Origin of the sequence: Spiroplasma endosymbiont of Clivina fossor (assembly GCF_964031115.1) — a bacterium.
Taxonomy (GTDB): domain Bacteria; phylum Bacillota_I; class Bacilli_A; order Mycoplasmatales; family Nriv7; genus Nriv7.
Genome location: NZ_OZ035006.1, coordinates 1,425,035 through 1,443,435, shown reverse-complemented (window position 1 = coordinate 1,443,435; position 18,401 = coordinate 1,425,035). Strand labels below are relative to the sequence as shown.

General features: G+C 25.3%; 22 protein-coding genes and 2 pseudogenes. 12 read left to right on the top strand and 12 right to left on the bottom strand.

Features of this window, described 5'->3' with window-relative positions; genetic code table 4:
* Positions 1-339 precede the first annotated feature (339 nt).
* Positions 340-1,644 carry a hemolysin family protein gene (locus AAHM82_RS08660; RefSeq protein WP_342263660.1) on the bottom strand — a complete coding sequence of 435 codons (1,305 nt, stop codon included), beginning with the start codon at positions 1,642-1,644 and terminating at the stop codon, positions 340-342.
* 148 nt (positions 1,645-1,792) lie between these two features.
* Between AAHM82_RS08660 and AAHM82_RS08655 the strand changes: the two genes are divergently transcribed.
* Together AAHM82_RS08655 and AAHM82_RS08650 are read left to right on the top strand one after the other, a co-directional pair.
* A complete protein-coding gene (locus AAHM82_RS08655; RefSeq protein ID WP_342263659.1) occupies positions 1,793-2,185 on the top strand; it encodes a transposase family protein in 393 nt (130 codons plus the stop codon).
* A 2-nt stretch (positions 2,186-2,187) separates the two neighbouring features.
* Positions 2,188-2,607, top strand: coding sequence for a transposase family protein (locus tag AAHM82_RS08650; protein WP_342264864.1), 420 nt, complete (start codon positions 2,188-2,190; stop codon positions 2,605-2,607).
* 262 nt (positions 2,608-2,869) lie between these two features.
* Here the strand turns inward: AAHM82_RS08650 and AAHM82_RS08645 are convergent, their stop codons facing one another.
* On the bottom strand, positions 2,870-3,829 hold the full coding sequence (locus AAHM82_RS08645; protein ID WP_342263658.1) for an IS1/IS1595 family N-terminal zinc-binding domain-containing protein: 960 nt from the start codon (positions 3,827-3,829) through the stop codon (positions 2,870-2,872).
* 328 nt (positions 3,830-4,157) lie between these two features.
* Between AAHM82_RS08645 and AAHM82_RS08640 the strand changes: the two genes are divergently transcribed.
* The 7 genes and pseudogenes from AAHM82_RS08640 to AAHM82_RS14300 all read left to right on the top strand — a co-directional run bounded on the left by AAHM82_RS08640 (position 4,158) and on the right by AAHM82_RS14300 (position 11,535).
* Positions 4,158-4,514: a hypothetical protein gene (locus tag AAHM82_RS08640; RefSeq protein WP_342263657.1), complete on the top strand. Its 357-nt coding sequence runs from the start codon at positions 4,158-4,160 to the stop codon at positions 4,512-4,514.
* Between the two features lie 22 nt (positions 4,515-4,536).
* Positions 4,537-5,139 (top strand): deoxynucleoside kinase, encoded by a 603-nt coding sequence (locus tag AAHM82_RS08635; protein WP_342263656.1) that lies wholly within the window; start codon positions 4,537-4,539, stop codon positions 5,137-5,139.
* Positions 5,140-5,411: 272 nt separating this feature from the next.
* Positions 5,412-8,153, top strand: a complete 2,742-nt coding sequence (gene ileS, locus AAHM82_RS08630; RefSeq protein ID WP_342263655.1) for an isoleucine--tRNA ligase — start codon at positions 5,412-5,414, stop codon at positions 8,151-8,153.
* Positions 8,153-8,698 carry a signal peptidase II gene (lspA, locus tag AAHM82_RS08625; protein WP_342263654.1) on the top strand — a complete coding sequence of 182 codons (546 nt, stop codon included), beginning with the start codon at positions 8,153-8,155 and terminating at the stop codon, positions 8,696-8,698. Before ileS ends, lspA begins: the two co-directional genes overlap by 1 nt.
* A 1-nt stretch (position 8,699) precedes the next feature.
* Positions 8,700-9,632 (top strand): RluA family pseudouridine synthase, encoded by a 933-nt coding sequence (locus AAHM82_RS08620; RefSeq protein ID WP_342263653.1) that lies wholly within the window; start codon positions 8,700-8,702, stop codon positions 9,630-9,632.
* 49 nt (positions 9,633-9,681) lie between these two features.
* Entirely contained in the window at positions 9,682-11,052 is a 1,371-nt protein-coding gene (locus AAHM82_RS08615; RefSeq protein ID WP_342263652.1) for a hypothetical protein, read from the top strand.
* 3 nt (positions 11,053-11,055) lie between these two features.
* Positions 11,056-11,535, top strand: a pseudogene (locus AAHM82_RS14300) (deoxycytidylate deaminase).
* Positions 11,536-11,566: 31 nt separating this feature from the next.
* On the opposite strand, the gene AAHM82_RS08605 reads toward AAHM82_RS14300, so the two are convergent.
* Positions 11,567-12,085, bottom strand: coding sequence for a ferritin-like domain-containing protein (locus AAHM82_RS08605; RefSeq protein ID WP_342263650.1), 519 nt, complete (start codon positions 12,083-12,085; stop codon positions 11,567-11,569).
* A gap of 37 nt (positions 12,086-12,122) precedes the next feature.
* On the bottom strand, positions 12,123-13,010 hold the full coding sequence (gene rnhC, locus AAHM82_RS08600) for a ribonuclease HIII (RefSeq protein WP_342263649.1): 888 nt from the start codon (positions 13,008-13,010) through the stop codon (positions 12,123-12,125).
* A 130-nt stretch (positions 13,011-13,140) separates the two neighbouring features.
* Here rnhC and AAHM82_RS08595 point away from each other — a divergent pair, with 130 nt between their 5' ends.
* Positions 13,141-13,473 (top strand): 4'-phosphopantetheinyl transferase superfamily protein, encoded by a 333-nt coding sequence (locus AAHM82_RS08595; RefSeq protein ID WP_342263648.1) that lies wholly within the window; start codon positions 13,141-13,143, stop codon positions 13,471-13,473.
* A 146-nt stretch (positions 13,474-13,619) separates the two neighbouring features.
* Here AAHM82_RS08595 and AAHM82_RS08590 read toward each other — a convergent pair whose 3' ends face one another.
* From AAHM82_RS08590 to AAHM82_RS08575, 6 genes and pseudogenes are all read right to left on the bottom strand, one after another.
* The gene (locus tag AAHM82_RS08590) at positions 13,620-13,751 is read right to left on the bottom strand and encodes a hypothetical protein (protein WP_342263575.1); all 132 of its coding nucleotides are present in this window, start codon (positions 13,749-13,751) and stop codon (positions 13,620-13,622) included.
* Between the two features lie 158 nt (positions 13,752-13,909).
* Positions 13,910-14,302 carry a transposase family protein gene (locus tag AAHM82_RS14295; RefSeq protein ID WP_342264845.1) on the bottom strand — a complete coding sequence of 131 codons (393 nt, stop codon included), beginning with the start codon at positions 14,300-14,302 and terminating at the stop codon, positions 13,910-13,912.
* Positions 14,299-14,739: a transposase family protein gene (locus AAHM82_RS14290; protein ID WP_342263396.1), complete on the bottom strand. Its 441-nt coding sequence runs from the start codon at positions 14,737-14,739 to the stop codon at positions 14,299-14,301. The genes AAHM82_RS14295 and AAHM82_RS14290 overlap by 4 nt, the downstream gene beginning before the upstream one ends.
* A 111-nt stretch (positions 14,740-14,850) precedes the next feature.
* A complete protein-coding gene (locus AAHM82_RS08580; protein ID WP_342263647.1) occupies positions 14,851-15,186 on the bottom strand; it encodes a hypothetical protein in 336 nt (111 codons plus the stop codon).
* Positions 15,164-15,349 (bottom strand): annotated as a pseudogene (locus AAHM82_RS14285) (IS256 family transposase); the annotation flags it as partial. The pseudogene AAHM82_RS14285 and the gene AAHM82_RS08580, both read right to left, overlap by 23 nt.
* Before the next feature lie 85 nt (positions 15,350-15,434).
* On the bottom strand, positions 15,435-15,854 hold the full coding sequence (locus AAHM82_RS08575; RefSeq protein ID WP_342264863.1) for a transposase family protein: 420 nt from the start codon (positions 15,852-15,854) through the stop codon (positions 15,435-15,437).
* A gap of 279 nt (positions 15,855-16,133) precedes the next feature.
* On the opposite strand from AAHM82_RS08575, the gene AAHM82_RS14280 reads away from it, so the two are divergent.
* Both AAHM82_RS14280 and AAHM82_RS14275 read left to right on the top strand, forming a co-directional pair.
* The gene (locus tag AAHM82_RS14280) at positions 16,134-16,574 is read left to right on the top strand and encodes a transposase family protein (protein ID WP_342263396.1); all 441 of its coding nucleotides are present in this window, start codon (positions 16,134-16,136) and stop codon (positions 16,572-16,574) included.
* Positions 16,571-16,963 carry a transposase family protein gene (locus AAHM82_RS14275; RefSeq protein ID WP_342264845.1) on the top strand — a complete coding sequence of 131 codons (393 nt, stop codon included), beginning with the start codon at positions 16,571-16,573 and terminating at the stop codon, positions 16,961-16,963. Before AAHM82_RS14280 ends, AAHM82_RS14275 begins: the two co-directional genes overlap by 4 nt.
* Positions 16,964-17,107: 144 nt before the next feature.
* Here the strand turns inward: AAHM82_RS14275 and AAHM82_RS08565 are convergent, their stop codons facing one another.
* Together AAHM82_RS08565 and AAHM82_RS08560 are read right to left on the bottom strand one after the other, a co-directional pair.
* Positions 17,108-17,323: a hypothetical protein gene (locus AAHM82_RS08565; protein WP_342263646.1), complete on the bottom strand. Its 216-nt coding sequence runs from the start codon at positions 17,321-17,323 to the stop codon at positions 17,108-17,110.
* A gap of 183 nt (positions 17,324-17,506) precedes the next feature.
* Positions 17,507-18,346, bottom strand: a complete 840-nt coding sequence (locus tag AAHM82_RS08560) for an IS1/IS1595 family N-terminal zinc-binding domain-containing protein (protein WP_342263645.1) — start codon at positions 18,344-18,346, stop codon at positions 17,507-17,509.
* Positions 18,347-18,401: the final 55 nt, after the last annotated feature.

Sequence of the window (18,401 nt, the reverse complement as noted above, 5' to 3'; positions counted from 1 at the left end):
TAAATCTATGTTATCTCTCTTATGTTAACTAAGTTATGTTAGCTAACTAGGTGCGAGAACGAGAAATGCTCGAAATTACCAAAAAGCATTTTTTGGTACACCTAAAAAGTGTTCTCATATTTACAACACAACTTTTTAAATAGAATTTAGTTTTTGTTCGAACAAGTTAATAAATTAATAAAGTTAGTTTAATTTTATTAATTAAAATACCTACCTCCTTTAAAAAATTATTGTTAAGAGGAGCATTCTTACTGGTCTAAAATGTCTGTGTTACCTTACATCTCCTCCCTCCCCCAACAAAATCGCCTATTACTTAATAATAACAGGCGACCAAATTAACTATTCTCAATTTTCAGTTTTATTATTTGATAATACTTCAATTTCAAACGAAGCATAATAATTTCTTACTTTAATAATTCGGAAAATATAGTTATTATATTGAAATTCTGGACTTTTCTTAGTAATTTTTGCTTCACCGCTAATTTCACGATATCATTCATTTAATGACTTAGCATTTGTTACAGGTACTGATTCATTTAAAGTTTGAAATAACTTTTTTAACTTAATTGTTCCTACTACTTGAAATTTATGATGCCCAATTTCATAAATTTTTCCTGTCGCATCATGCTCATCATAAATTTCGCCAACTAATTCTTCAATTAAATCCTCCATTGTAATAATACCAATAAAATCTTTTTTGGTTTTACTACTTGTTACAATTGCTAAATGCATCTTACTCTTTTGCATTTTTTCTAAGGCAACACTTAATTTGGTATTTTTAGACAAAAATAACGGTTTTTGCAAAAGCGCTGGTATCGTTAATGATTCATCATCAAGGGTATTAATAATAATATCTTTAACATTAAGAATCCCCTTAACAACTTTAGTATTAGAATTTATTACAGGTACTCTAGTAAACCTCTCTTGACGATATAAAGTCTTAATATCACTAATAGAACTATTGTAATTAATTGTTATTACTTTATCTCTTGATTGCATCGCCGTTTTAACAGTTTTTTCATCAAATATAATTGCTGAAGTAATTAAATGACGCTCTTGTTTTTCCAAAACTCCTTCATTTTCAATAGTTTTTACAAGTTCTAATAACTCTCTTTCTGTTGTTGAAGGATGCTCTGATTTTAATTTAATTTTTGAAAACATATAAGCTAATGGGTAAAAAATTAACCGCACCACAACAATCACTCATGAACAACTAATAGCTAACCTTTCAGGAATTCATCGCGCAATATTTTTAGGAATAATTTCTCCAAATAGCAATACAATTACTAAAGAAAACATTGTTGATATTATTAATGACCAATGTGATGGTAAACCCAATTGATTATCAAAAAAGAAAGTAACAAATGTCGCTAAAGCAATGTTAACTAAATTATTAGCGATTAACAGCGTTGTAATTGTAATACTATAATCTTTAACTAAAAGATATACTCTTTTAGCTTTCTTTGCCTGTCTTTTATTAGTTTTTGCTAAATTTTTAATCCTAATAATATTAATTGAAGTTAATGCTGTTTCCATTGCTGAAAAAAAAGCACTTAAAAATAATAAAATAAATATTGTTGGTGCTAACCAAGATAATGTAATTTGTCAACTTATATTAAAAATGAGCCAATCATCAATTTCCATTAATTATTAATTCCTCCTAAAAGATAGTTTTCTTAAATATGGACTATAATTATAACATAAAAAATCCATTGATATTAAATAAGACTTGGTACATAACCTTTAATTTTATCTACTATTTTGATAATATTATTTTCTAGGTGAAGTACAAATGTTAGATAAATACAAAGACGAAAACGAATTTTATAGTTTAATAGGCATAAAATATAAAACTTTCATGAAAATGGTAGAAATTTTAAAAGAAGGTGAAGCTAAACAAAAACAAATTGGTGGTAGACCAAATAAATTATCAATAGAGCAAAGATTACTTATGACTTTAGAATTCTGAAAAGAATATAGTACATATCGTATTATTGCAAAAAAATATAATATTAGTCATGTTAGTTGTATTCGTAATATCTTTTGAGTTGAAAATACTCTAATAAAAAATAGTCACTTTCATATACCTGGCAAAAAGATATTATTAGAAAATAAGGGTACTACTAATAATTTATTAGCAATTGATGCTACAGAAATTCCAATTGAAAGAATTAAAAAAAACTAAAATTATTATTTTCTGGTAAGAAAAGGCAACATTCATTAAAATCGCAAATAATTATTGATTTATTTAACAATAAAATTATTTCAGTAGATTTTTGTTATGGCAGTACTCATGATTATAAGTTATTTTTAAAATCAAATACACTTATAAATCCAAAATTAGAATTAATTGCCGATTCAGGATATCAAGGTTTGCAAAATGTTCATAAAAATACATTATTGCCAATTAAAAAGAGTAAAAATAATCCTTTAAATCCAGATAAAAAGGAATATAATAGCTTTTTAAGTAAAGTTAGAATTGTCATTGAACATGTTTTTGCTAGATTAAAAAGATTTAAAATACTAGTTTATCGTTATCGCAATAAGATTAGAAGATTTGGATTACGATTTAACTTAATTTCAGAGGAATATATAATTTTGAATTAAGCTAGTTATAGTTATGTACCAAGTCTATAATTCTTAATATAGGGTCGCGTTTAGTTTTCTTAGGTATTTTTTAAAAAAGAAAAAATAATCATTTACTATAAATTATTTCAATATTCAAATTAAGTATATATTTCTTATGTATGATTTTTGTTGTAAAAAATTTTTAATTTTGTCGAAAACTCTTGATAAAATAAAAAAAAATCATCAACTTGATAATTTTAAAAGGCTTTTATGTAAAATTACTATTTTTACTTTAACTTTTTTATACATTAAAATATAATACCGCTGTTTGTTGGTTTGGAGTTAAACCCTTATGTTGGTATTTTCATTTTCAGAGATTTAAATAATTTTGAATATTAGTAAAACCTAAACCATGATAATGAATTAAGGCTTCTTTAAGACTAGATTGTAATTTACTGATTTTATTTAAGTTACGATAACTAGCTTCAGGATTAATTGTTGTTTTAGTTACACATAAAGTAGAATTTGTTTGTTTTGCTACTAAAAAATATAATTTTTGTATATCAGAAGTAATAATTGAATTTTCGTTAATTAATTCTTTGTTCATATTTTCAATAACTCATTGTTTTTGTAAACGTTTGGTGTTTGTGGATTTAACATAAATATTGTTATTATTATCAATTGCCATTTGAATACAGCATTTAGTATTAGTTGCGAATGGGTCAAGGTGAATTCTTCGTGGATCAGTTTTATATTTGAAATTTCCTTTATGGATTTCTTTAATAAATGTTTCATCGATTTGGATTTTACCAGATAATTTTTTAAATTTTAATTGGGTATTTTCTAATTGTTTTGATTTCATTAATTTTTGACGATTATATCAAGCAGTTTTTAATGTAGTTTTAATAAAACGAGAAATTGTTTTACTAGATTGCCCCAGCAATGAAATTTGAATCAATAAATTTCATTGTTCATAATTTAAATGACTTCAATAAATAAAATGATTACGAAAAGCGTCAAAACTTGCACGGCAATTTTTACATAAATATTTTTGTTTTCCTTCTGAATTATGTCCATTTTTAACGCAATGGTAAGATTCACATTTAGGGCATTTAATACCTTGTGCTCTAAATTTTTGATCAATTTCATTTAAACGTTTTTGTTTTTTTATTAATTCTGCTTGTTGTTTGACTTTTTCATAAAATTCTAAAAATTGATCATCTGTTAAAGTATTTACTAGTTCTTGAATTATTTTTTCCATAATTATTATCCACCTCTATCATATTAAAAATATACCTAAAATTAAGTATATTCAATAAATATCAAGAGTTTTCGACAAAATTAAAAATTTTTATTGTGTAAAAATTCAATAAATATGATAAAATGAAAACGAATAAAAATGACAATAACAAGAAAGGCAGGGTTAGTTTAGTAATTAAATAATATAATTAGCTGATTGTTTTACTTCTTCAAAGCAATACCTAAGAAAACTAAACGCGACCTATTTAAATAAATATTGCTAAAAAATGATAAAAAATGTAAAATAAATAATAATATTTAGATAAATATATTTATTTAGGAGGATGAAAATGGCAAAAATTTTAAAGTTGTTAAGCAACATAACAATTATTGCTATCGCTGGTAGTACAGTAGAACTTGCAGAAATAGATATTATCTTTAATTATTGTGCATTAATCAGAAGAAGTATCAGTAAAGTTTTATTAAAAATAAGTAGTAATTTAGTTAAAATTATTTGTACTAAAAAACAAGCAGAAAAATCTAACAAATTAGTTTTAAATAAAATAATTGTCACAATGAATTTGTTGTTCTTAACATCAAAAAGTAGTTGTCAAAAAATATTACTTGCTCACCAATCAAAATCAATAACAATAACTGAAGAAGTGACGGGTGTCAGTGATAAATTTAAAAATGAAAGTCAAAATTAACATAAATAAGGAGTTTAAATAAATGCGAATTATATTATCAGGAGTCGTGGGAGCTGGCAAGTCAACTATTAGTGAAAAATTATCAAAAAGATATGCCGATTATTTATTAATGAATGAGCCAGTAAAGGAAAATCCATATTTGGATGAATATTATCGTAATCCGCAACAAACAGCTTTTAAAATGCAAGTATATATGTTAATGGCACGAAGTCAACAATTAAAATTAACTAAGGGTAAAACAAATGTAATTTTTGATCGTAGTGTAATGGAAGATGTTGTTTTTGTTGAAGTGTTAAAAGACTTACAACTTATTAATGATATTGATTATCAAGTTTATTGTGACTTTTATCACAATGTGGTTTTAGAAAGTATTTATTTAGATAATTTAATTACTCCCGACTTAATTGTTTTTTTACGCGTGTCTTCATCAACGGCGATCCAACGCATAAAAGTTCGTGGCCGAACTAGTGAATTATTAGTTGATGAAAATTATTGAGTTTTATTAAATGAGAAGTATGAACAATGATATGAAAAATATAAAACTAAGTTTAATTTTTTAGTTATTGAAAGTGATGATAAGTCAATTGATGAAATAACTAATATTATTATTAGTAAATTAAAATAAAAAATGAATCACTAAGTAGAAGATAATAAATAGTTACCTTCTACTTTTTGTTGTTTTAGGTTAGTGTTATAATTTATTATGAAATGATTATCTAATGATTGCTTAGTTGTGCACGATAAATTCATTTAGGGAAGGTTTTAATGTCGCTAATAAATGTGATATTATTGTTGTTGTTTCAGTTGTTAGACATTTTGTCGCCAATAAACTAGATTTTGAATATTTATTAAAGTTAGTAAGAGAATTTCTTAATAAAAAATAAAGGAGAATTATAGATGCGTGATTGAAAAAATACTTTGTTAATGCCACAAACTATGTTTGAAATGCGAGCTAATTTAAAAGATAAAGAATTGCATTATCAGCAAAAGTGGCAAAAAGAGCAATTATGGTCACAAATTTTATTGAAAAATGAATTTGGTAAAAAGTTTATTTTACATGATGGGCCACCTTATGCTAATGGTAGTATTCATGTTGGTCATGCTTTGAATAAAATTTTAAAAGATATTATTGTGCGAAATCGTAGTTTTAATGGTTATTATGCGCCATTATTATTTGGTTGAGATACCCATGGATTGCCAATTGAAACGGCAGTTACTAAGTTAAATATTGAGTGAAAAAAATCAGATCCAGTTTTATTTCGTAATAAGTGTTATGAATATGCTCAAGAGCAAATAGCAATTCAAAAGCAACAATTTGCTCGCTTAGGGTTATTAAATATTCCTAATGATGAATATATTACTTGTGTTCCCACATATGAAGGTTATCAAATTGATTTTTTAATAATGATGATTGAACAAAAGCTTATTTATCGGGGATTAAAACCTGTATATTGGTCACCAAGTAGTCAGACAGCGTTAGCTGAAGCAGAAGTAGAATATATGGAAAAGAGATCAACAAGTATTTTTGTTGCTTGTGATTTGAAAGCTGGTAATGGTGTTTTAGATAATGATGTGCGATTAGTAGTATGAACGACAACACCGTGAACATTAACTAGTAATCAATTTATTGCTGTTGGTAAAGATATTGTGTATGTTGTTATTAACTCCAACCAAGGAAAATTGGTTGTTGCTAAGGAATTATTAGCAAAAGTTAGTGAACAATGTCAGTTATTAGATATTAAAGTTATTAAACAATTAATTGGGGCTGATTTAGTTGGTATTACTTATTTTCATCCGTTATATAGCAATATTATTAATAAAGTAGTTTTGGGACATCATATTACTTTAAATGAAGGGACAGCCTTAGTTCATACTGCTTGTGGTTTTGGTGTTGATGATTTTATTATTGGTCAACAAAATAATACCGCCCCAATTGTTAGTGTTGATGATGCTGGTTATTTTACTCATATGATTAATGATGAGCAATTACAAGGTAAATTTTATGAAGATACTAATAAAATTATTACTACCAGATTAAAAGCTGACAATAAATTATTAGCTTTATTTTTTATTAAGCATTCTTATCCTCATGATTGAAGAACTAAAAAGCCAATTATTTATCGTGCAACTGAACAATGGTTTGTTGCTATTAGTGCGATTAAATCACAATTATTGGAACAAATTAATCAAGTTAAATATTTACCAGTTTGAGGACAAGAAAGAATGCGTCAGATGATTATGCATCGTGATGATTGATGTATTTCGCGTCAAAGATTATGAGGAGTACCGATTACTATTTTATATGGTGAAGATAATGAACCGATTTATGATGTGGCATTAATTAAACATTTTCGTGATTTAATTGCGCAATATGGAACAGCAATTTGATGAAGTTGATCATTAGATAAGTTATTGCCAAAAAATTATGTGCATCATCAAGCCCCTAATGGTAAGTTTCGTAAAGAAACTGATGTTATGGATGTTTGATTTGATAGTGGAATTTCGCATTGAAACTTGTGGCAACAAAAGCATTGAAAATATCCTGTGGATCTTTATTTAGAAGGCAGTGATCAGTTTCGGGGATGATTTAATTCTTCATTAACTACGGGTGTTATTAGTCCATTTAAACGAGCTCCTTATGAACAAGTAATTATTCACGGCTTTATTAATGATGAAAAAGGTAAAAAAATGTCAAAATCATTAGGTAATGTTGTTGACCCTTTGGAAGTATGTACTACTTATGGTAGTGATATTTTACGATTATGGGTTTCATCGGTTGATTACACTGATGAAATGAAAATTGGTAGTGATATTTTAAAACAAGTTAGTGAAACCTATCGTAAGATTCGTAATACAATGCGTTTTATGTTAGGAAATTTATTTGATTTTAAATTAGAACATATTGTTAAAGAGTATGAAATAGTTGATCAGTATTTATTAGTTAAAACTCAAGAATATCATCAAGCAACCCAAGTAGCATATAATAATTATGATTTTAATGAAGTATATGTATTAACAAATAATTTTATTGTTAATAGCCTTTCAGCATTTTATCTTGATTTTACGAAAGATATTTTGTATATTGAAGAAGCAAATAGTATGCGTCGAAAACAAGTACAAACAACAATTTATTATATTTTACAAACGCTATTGTTTAATTTGGCACCAATTTTAGTTCACACTTGTGAAGAAGTTTATGAGCATTTACCATTAACAAATAAATTATCTTCTATTCATTTGATGGATATGGTCGTCTTACCAACATTTGAAAATATTAAGGAAATTAAAAATATTGGATATAAACTTTTACAATTACGCGAAGATGTTAATAAGGCATTAGAACTAGCAAGAAATGAAAGAGTTATTGGTAAATCTTTACAAGCTCAAGTTATTATGGAGTTAAATGATAATTATCAAGAGTTAGCAACAATAAATAATTTAGGACAAATGTTTATTATTAGTGAGTTAATTGTTACTAACAATTTAAGTGAGGGTGTTCAGTATCCAACGGCTAAAATTGTGGTAAAATTAAAACTTGGTGATAAGTGTGTTCGTTGTTGAATGATTGTGAGTGTTACAATAGATGAACTTTGTTCTCGTTGTCAAAAGGTTATTAGTAAATTAGAGGAAAATAAATAATGAATCGTCATTTAAAACAGTGAAAAAATTCAGTTAAGGAATATTTCAGTAAATATACTTGAAATTTAAAGAAAAAATTATTATTGTTAATAGGTATTTTTATTCTGATTTTAATTGATTTTGCAATTAAAAATGTTGTTATTAATAATTTAAATGAAAATGAAATGGTTAATTTTTTACCAGGATTTATTCAAATAGAGTTAGTATATAACACAGGAGCGGCATTTGGAATTGGTGCGGAAAATCCTCAATTAATGGTTGTTGTGCAAAGTATTATTATTTTATTAATTTTAGTAGGATTTTTATTTGCCCAAACAACAATGATGAATATTGGTTTAGCATTAATTGTTGCTGGTGCATTAAGTAATTTTGGTGATCGGTTTTCAAATCAAATTGTTGAATGAGGCGTTGTTGATTATTTTTCTTGACAATTATTTCCGCCATATTCAATTTTTAATATTGCCGACATGTTTGTGGTTGGCGGAACAATGGTAATTATTTTTGCAATTATTTTAACACCAATAACTAGTTATTGAGAACAATAAGATGGAAAAGAAATTAGTTATTATTGTTGAAGAAGCACCAAGTACAAGTATTAAAAGAATTGATAAGTATTTGCAATTAAAATTTTCTGCGGTTAAAGGACTTTCTCGTAGTCAAATTCAAAAATTAATTACTAATGAAAAAGTTATTAGTAATAATTTGATTATTAACAATAACTATAATGTTAAGCAAGATGATGTGATTACAATTAATTTTCAAGAAGAGAAATCTTGACAAGGCGAAAATCTTGATGAAAAAGATTTAGATATTGTTTATGAAGATGAGTATTTATTGGTAATAAATAAACCCAAAAATCTTGTTGTTCATCCCGGAGTTGGGAATTGAGATAATACACTAGTTAATATTTTATTAGCTAAAGATATTAAATTATCTGATAATGATATCGCAAGACCAGGTATTGTCCATCGTTTAGATAAAAATACAACAGGGTTACTTATTATTGCTAAATGTAATTCTGTTCATCAAAAGTTAACTAGTCAGTTACAAAATAAATCTTTAACTAGAAAGTATTTTGCTCTTGTTCGTGGTATTATTAATAAAGAGAATGGTTTTATTGATGGTCCCATTGGTCGTGATCCTAAAAATCGTAAACGAATGGCGATTGTTTTTAAAAATAGTAAACCAGCTCAAACTAAATTTAATGTTATTAAAAGATTTTTAGAAAGTAATATTACTTTCCTTGAATGTGAGTTATTAACAGGAAGAACACATCAAATTCGTGTTCACTTAAGTTCTATTAAACATCCTATTTTAGGAGATCATTTATATGGAATTAAACAAGATTTAGATGAACCTTATGAACAATATTTACATGCTCATGAGATTGCATTTATTCATCCTATTAGTGGTAAGAAAATGCAGTTGAATTGTGAATTACCTGAATCTTTTAAAACAAGGTTAGATAGTTTACAATAAGGTTTTTAATCACTTAGTGATTAGCTTTATCTAATAAGGGAGTATGACAATGGAAAGAAATACATTTGATATTTTAAAAATGCAATTAGTTGAGTATTTTAAACAAATTGAAAAATATCAAATTCATCAGCGGAAATGACGCTGAAAGCGAAATAAAGAACATAATTTATATTTAATTAATTTATTTAATAAAAGTTATCAAGTTATTAAAATTTTGGATTATTTTAATCATTCAGAGATGTGATCGGCAAAAGATTTAAAACAAAATCAGTTGGATATTGATAGTTTTCGTAAAGAAATTGTTACTAGTAGTCATAGTAAATTACAAGTATTAACAATTGTATTAACTAAAGTTATTCATGAACCATTGCTTTTTAGTAATAACGATGGGATTGTTTTTGTTAATCCAGAAACTTTAGTTGCGCAATTGAAACCAATTTATTCACAAATTGATCAAATTGAAACCATTACTTTTCAAGAAAAACCTAGTAATGATGATGAGGTTTTTGATCCGAAGTCAATTACTAGTGATGATTTAAAAGAAGGTTCGTTATTACAAAAACGAATGAAGGATTTTCATAATTTAACAACTAAGCAAAATATATTTTTAGCTTATGTGTTTACATTTATTCCCTTGCTATTACCATTTTTTGTGCCATTTTTTGTGCCACAAATTCGTGAGATTTTACAAGGAAAAAATGATAATAGTTTAATTGATGGGGGATTTGAGTCACAATTAATGTTAGGTGGTTCTTATAAACATTTAATTTTTCAAGCTGGTCAGTTTTGACGATGAATAGTTTATCCATTAGCGGGTGACAATATGTTTAATTTATTTTTATCGTGTTTAGTTATTTTTTATTGTGCTCGTTTAGTTGAGTCATTTTATAAACCATGAAAGTTAGGTTTAATTATTCTTTGTACAACAGTAATTGTTGGCTTTACTCATTCAGTTGTTGCTAGTGCGATGTATCATTTTAAGTCACAAAAGATACCAAATATTTTAACAGGACCTTTATATTGAGCATGAATGGTAATCCCACCACTTTATATTTTTAGTTTTACTAAAAAGGATTTTTCAGCTTTTGTTGTTCGCAGAAGACTAATTTTACCAACAGTTTTTATGTTGGTAACATTTATTTCAAGGGGTGACCATTTAGCAATGCCATTAGTTTTGACTTTTTTCGTTAGTTTTTTTATTAGTTATTTTTTAGGTTATACTAAGCAAGCATGAGAATGAAAGCGCGGTGTTGCTGTTGTTGCTGTTTTATTATTAGTGCTAGTGGTGGTAATTTTATATTTAACTAATAATCGTTTTTTTACTGACGAAGATGGTTGAACTCATACAATTCTTGAAGATTATGTTAAACTAGGTTTAATTTCACAGGAAAAATTAGATATTTTTGGTATATTTAGATAGATGATGTCAAAACGCTTATCTTGTTTAACATGGGATCAATATTTTATGAGTGTTGCTAAAGTTTCGGCTTTAAGGAGTAAAGACCCCCTAATACGCAAGTTGGTGCTTGTATTGTTAACGACCGTCAACAAATAATTGCTCTACTGGTTATAATGGTTTACCACGACTTTTAGATGATGATAACTATCCTTGAGATTGGACACAGGAAAATTTTTAAAAACAAAATATCCATATATTGTTCATGCGGAATTGAATGCGATTTTAAGTGCCACAGTTAAATTAGAAAATAGTGTTATTTATGTTAGTTTATTTCCTTGCAATGAATGTGCAAAAGCAATTATTCAGTCGGGAATTCAAACTATTATTTATGAAGAAGATAAATATGAAAATAACGAAAATAATATCGCTGCTAAAAAAATGTTAGGTGGTGCTAATGTGGTGTTAAAGAAATTGGCATTTATCGGAATTACAATAAAGGTTTAATTAGTAAAAAAACTACGCTATAGCGTAGTTTTTATTTGTCACTATATGGAAGGATAACTTTTAGAGTATCAGGTTCTTCGCGTTTAGCAAGGTGCTTATCAATACCATAATAGTTATTATTAGACATTTTAATCTTATCAATATAGGTTTTTGCGAGTTCAACTTCTTCGTAGAAATCAATTAGGAATCAGTCAAGAAATTTGATTGTTAGGAAATCTTTGGCTTCTTGACAGGTTGCAATTAGAGTATTAGTTTTTTCAATAAATTGTAGTTTGTAAGTCAGATATTTTTCCATTAATTCTAATAAACTTTTTTCGTGATGCGTTTCTGGTTGGATGGGATTAACAATAAGTATTTCATCACGACCAATTAAATAATTATATATTTTTCTTGTATGTAAGACTTCATCTTGTGCTTGAATTTGAAATCAAGTATTTGCTCCGGGAAATCCAAGCGTGTTACTAACGGAAGACATTACATAGCAATCTAATTGTAGTTTGTTATGGTCATCAGCATATTTATTTAATAGACTATGAATATTGGGATTCATTTTTTTCTCCTTGATGAGTAGATTTATTATTACTAATTTATTTTATTACTTTTTTTCAATTTATAAAATGTAATTTTCCAAAATCGATTGCTTTATCTTCAATACCATCTTGTTTTATTTTCGCAATGGCTTTGTCAACAATTGTACTAGCACCTAAAGGAAAAATCCGGCTATATTCTTGTTCTAATTGTTTAATACTTTTTAAAAAGAAGTAACGACTAATAATGGCAGCACATCCGACAGCAAGAAATTTATCTTCGGCGTGGGTTGCAAATGATAACTTTAAATCATTATCAGCAACATTAAGAATTTTTAAATATTCTTCATATTTTTTTTTGTTAACAAATTGGTCAATAATTACTTTTTTGCAGTTAACTTTATTGGCAAGTTTTCTTATTACTTGATGATGCCCAATGGTTTTTAAAATATGACTGTTTTGATATGTTTCATATAACTTATTGTATTGACGGTTATTAATGATGATAGTACTATATTCTAATTGTTGAATTAATTGTTTAGCGATAATATTAATTTGCATTGTTGATAAGACTTTAGAATCACGAATTTTTAATGATTTAATTAATGCTAAATCTTTTTCTTTAATATAACAGGCTGTTACTACTAAGGGACCAAAAAAATCACCAACGCCTGATTCATCACTGCCAATAATATTAATTTGTTCTTTTAATATCATATCTGGTTTTCATTTGTTTCATTGTGTTTTAACTTCTTCTTCATCACCACCTTGGAAAACGATTTTTAAAGAACGATATAATAAAATAGTTATATTATGGTATTTGTATTTAGCAATAATGTTAGGATTATTAACAGGCACTTTATAGGCATCATAATAGGTTATTACTTGGTTTTTATTTTCTTGACTCAGTTGTAAACTGTAAGTTGCCATCATATTTCCTTCTTTCACTCTTAAATATTATCATAATTTTTGTTGGCATATAAATATAACCCGAAATATTATTTATAGTTTTATTTATAAATTATTTCTTTGTTATAATTTAAATAATATGATTTAGAAGGATAGGATGGTAATAAAAATGATTAAAGGTGTGGGAATTGATATTGTTAGCATTAAAAGAATACAATTAAAAAAATCATTTATTAATAAAGTATTACATTTAGAAGAAATTAATTATTTACAAGCAATTAAAAGTGCAACCGAAAAAAAACAATTTTTAGCAGGAAGATGAGCATTAAAAGAAGCATTGTATAAAGCAATAAATAATGTTAATGAGGTTTTAATTTTTTGTGAAGTTAATATTCAATTAGTAAATAAACAATTACAATGGATTGGATTTGAACATAATAGTTGATTATCGATTAGTCATGAAAAAGAATATGCTGTTGGCATGGCAATATTAACATTATAAATATACGACAGTAATATCTTTTAACTTAAAAATCGGCGCTATCTTTTTTTAATTTTGTCGAAAACTCTTGATAAAATAAAAAAAATCATCAACTTGATAATTTTAAAAGGCTTTTATGTAAAATTACTATTTTTACTTTAACTTTTTTATACATTAAAATATAATATCGCTGTTTGTTGGTTTGGAGTTAAACCCTTATGTTGGTATTTTCATTTTCAGAGATTTAAATAATTTTGAATATTAGTAAAACCTAAACCATGATAATAGACTTCTTGCAAAATTAATATGATAATTATAATTTTTAAATTTAAAATAAATATAAAAGTGTTATTAAAATAATTTTTAGATTATTTTTACAAATATTTTGTCATTAAAACATAATAAAAATTATTATTTACAATAAAAAAAGACTGAAATTTTAAATTATCAAATATATTTAAACTAATAGTTGTAAATTATAAATTGAAGCTATTAAATTAAATCTTAAAGCAAATCTTTTTCTACGATTTCGATATTTTTCACTAATAATTTTAAATTTTTTAAGTATAGCAAAAACATTTTCAATAACAATTCTCATTTTTGAAATTCGCTCATTATTTTGCTTTTCTTCTTTATTTAAAGGGTTTTTCTTTGATTTTCTTTTAGGAATTAAAACATTATGATTAATTTTTTGTATGCCTTGATAACCTAAATCCACTAAAACAGTTGTTTCTGGTAAAAATTTAATTTTTGAATCTTTTAAAATTTTAAAGTCATGGTTTTTACCATAAGAAAAATCAGAACTAATAATTTTTTTACTATCTTTTTCAATTATAACTTGTGTTTTTATTGTGTGTTTTTTCTTTTTTCCTGAGTAGTGCTGTTTTTGTCTTTTTTTGGGCGTTGGATTTGGCTTTCAGTTACATCAATTATAACAGTCTTATCTTTGAAATAATCTTTTAATAGTGATTTTTGACCAGTAAGTTGTTGAAAATTAGGATGTTTTATTAAAGTGTCTTCAATTCATTTGATATTTCTATAACAACTACTTTCACTAATATCATAACTTTTTGCAATATGAAAATAAGTTCTATATTCTCTTCAATATTCTAAAGTCATTAAAATACGATTTTCTAATGATAATTTATTGGTTCTTCCGCGACGAAATCTCTTTTTTAATTCTTCTATTTTTAAAATTTCTAGCATTTTATTAAAAGTAGTATGTTTAATACCAGTTAATCTTAAAAAATTTTTATCACTTATTTGATTATTTTTTTTAAATTTCATTTAAATTCCACCTTTTTATTAAAAACAACAATTCAATTATATTTTAAATTAATTTTGCAAGAAGTCTAATGAATTAAGGCTTCTTTAAGACTAGATTGTAATTTACTGATTTTATTTTAAGTTACGATAACTAGCTTCAGGATTAATTGTTGTTTTAGTTACACATAAAGTAGAATTTGTTTGTTTTGCTACTAAAAAATATAATTTTTGCATATCAGAAGTAATAATTGAATTTTCGTTAATTAATTCTTTGTTCATATTTTCAATAACTCATTGTTTTTGTAAACGTTTGGTGTTTGTGGATTTAACATAAATATTGTTATTATTATCAACTGCCATTTGAATACAGCATTTAGTATTAGTTGCGAATGGGTCAAGGTGAATTCTTCGTGGATCAGTTTTATATTTGAAATTTCCTTTATGGATTTCTTTTATTATGATTCTCATCAGTTTCAAGATAATCTTTAATTTCCGTATTTAACATTCGTTCAGTTAATTTTTTGGTAAATTCCTGAAAAATAGTATTGCCTTTAAATAAATCTTGTGGATTATCAATATTTTCTAAAAAATAATCAACAACTTTATCAATTGCGTCAGGTTCTTTTTTTATTTTTTTTTGTCATTTTCTGTTCTCCTTCTTTTAAGTATAATTCAGAATGAATTATCGAGACACAGAATTTTGGACAGGCTCATAACTAGCTTAATTCAAAATTATATATTCCTGAAATTAAGTTAAATCGTAATCCAAATCTTCTAATCTTATTGCGATAACGATAAACTAGTATTTTAAATCTTTTTAATCTAACAAAAACATGTTCAATGACAATTCTAACTTTACTTAAAAAGCTATTATATTCCTTTTTATCTGGATTTAAAGGATTATTTTTACTCTTTTTAATTGGCAATAATGTATTTTTATGAACATTTTGCAAACCTTGATATCCTGAATCGGCAATTAATTCTAATTTTGGATTTATAAGTGTATTTGATTTTAAAAATAACTTATAATCATGAGTACTGCCATAACAAAAATCTACTGAAATAATTTTATTGTTAAATAAATCAATAATTATTTGCGATTTTAATGAATGTTGCCTTTTCTTACCAGAAAATAATAATTTTAGTTTTTTTTAATTCTTTCAATTGGAATTTCTGTAGCATCAATTGCTAATAAATTATTAGTAGTACCCTTATTTTCTAATAATATCTTTTTGCCAGGTATATGAAAGTGACTATTTTTTATTAGAGTATTTTCAACTCAAAAGATATTACGAATACAACTAACATGACTAATATTATATTTTTTTGCAATAATACGATATGTACTAGACTTCTTGCAAAATTAATTTAAAATATAATTGAATTGTTGTTTTTAATAAAAAGGTGGAATTTAAATGAAATTTAAAAAAAATAATCAAATAAGTGATAAAAATTTTTTAAGATTAACTGGTATTAAACATACTACTTTTAATAAAATGCTAGAAATTTTAAAAATAGAAGAATTAAAAAAGAGATTTCGTCGCGGAAGAACCAATAAATTATCATTAGAAAATCGTATTTTAATGACTTTAGAATATTGAAGAGAATATAGAACTTATTTTCATATTGCAAAAAGTTATGATATTAGTGAAAGTAGTTGTTATAGAAATATCAAATGAATTGAAGACACTTTAATAAAACACCCTAATTTTCAACAACTTACTGGTCAAAAATCACTATTAAAAGATTATTTCAAAGATAAGACTGTTATAATTGATGTAACTGAAAGCCAAATCCAACGCCCAAAAAAAGACAAAAACAGCACTACTCAGGAAAAAAGAAAAAACACACAATAAAAACACAAGTTATAATTGAAAAAGATAGTAAAAAAATTATTAGTTCTGATTTTTCTTATGGTAAAAACCATGACTTTAAAATTTTAAAAGATTCAAAAATTAAATTTTTACCAGAAACAACTGTTTTAGTGGATTTAGGTTATCAAGGCATACAAAAAATTAATCATAATGTTTTAATTCCTAAAAGAAAATCAAAGAAAAACCCTTTAAATAAAGAAGAAAAGCAAAATAATGAGCGAATTTCAAAAATGAGAATTGTTATTGAAAATGTTTTTGCTATACTTAAAAAATTTAAAATTATTAGTGAAAAATATCGAAATCGTAGAAAAAGATTTGCTTTAAGATTTAATTTAATAGCTTCAATTTATAATTTACAACTATTAGTTTAAATATATTTGATAATTTAAAATTTCAGTCTTTTTTTATTGTAAATAATAATTTTTATTATGTTTTAATGACAAAATATTTGTAAAAATAATCTAAAAATTATTTTAATAACACTTTTATATTTATTTTAAATTTAAAAATTATAATTATCATATTAATTTTGCAAGAAGTCTACTATATTCTTTTCAGTATTCTAAAGTCATAAGTAATCTTTGCTCTATTGATAATTTATTTGGTCTACCACCAATTTGTTTTTGTTTAGCTTCACCTTCTTTTAAAATTTCTACCATTTTCATGAAAGTTTTATATTTTATGCCTATTAAACTATAAAATTTGTTTTCGTCTTTGTATTTATCTAACATTTGTATTTCACCTAGGAAATAATATTATCAAAATAGTAGATAAAATTAAAGGTTATGTACCAAGTCTATTAAAATATAATATCGCTGTTTGTTGGTTTGGAGTTAAACCCTTATGTTGGTATTTTCATTTTCAGAGATTTAAATAATTTTGAATATTAGTAAAACCTAAACCATGATAATGAATTAAGGCTTCTTTAAGACTAGATTGTAATTTACTGATTTTATTTTTAAGTTACAATAACTAGCTTCAGGATTAATTGTTGTTTTAGTTACACATAAAGTAGAATTTGTTTGTTTTGCTACTAAAAAATATAATTTTTGCATATCAGAAGTAATAATTGAATTTTCGTTAATTAATTCTTTGTTCATATTTTCAATAACTCATTGTTTTTGTAAACGTTTGGTGTTTGTGGATTTAACATAAATATTATTATTATTATCAACTGCCATTTGAATACAGCATTTAGTATTAGTTGCGAATGGGTCAAGGTGAATTCTTCGTGGATCAGTTTTATATTTGAAATTTCCTTTATGGATTTCTTTAATAAATGTTTCATCGATTTGGATTTTACCAGATAATTTTTTAAATTTTAATTGGGTATTTTCTAATTGTTTTGATTTCATTAATTTTTGACGATTATATCAAGCAGTTTTTAATGTAGTTTTAATAAAACGAGAAATTGTTTTACTAGATTGCCCCAGCAATGAAATTTGAATCAATAAATTTCATTGTTCATAATTTAAATGACTTCAATAAATAAAATGATTACGAAAAGCGTCAAAACTTGCATGGCAATTTTTACATAAATATTTTTGTTTTCCTTCTGAATTATGTCCATTTTTAACGCAATGGTAAGATTCACATTTAGGGCATTTAATACCTTGCGCTCTAAATTTTTGATCAATTTCATTTAACCGTTTTTGTTTTTTTATTAATTCTGCTTGTTGTTTGACTTTTTCATAAAATTCTAAAAATTGATCATCTGTTAAAGTATTTACTAGTTCTTGAATTATTTTTTCCATAATTATTATCCACCTCTATCATATTAAAATATACCTAAAATTAAGTATATTCAAT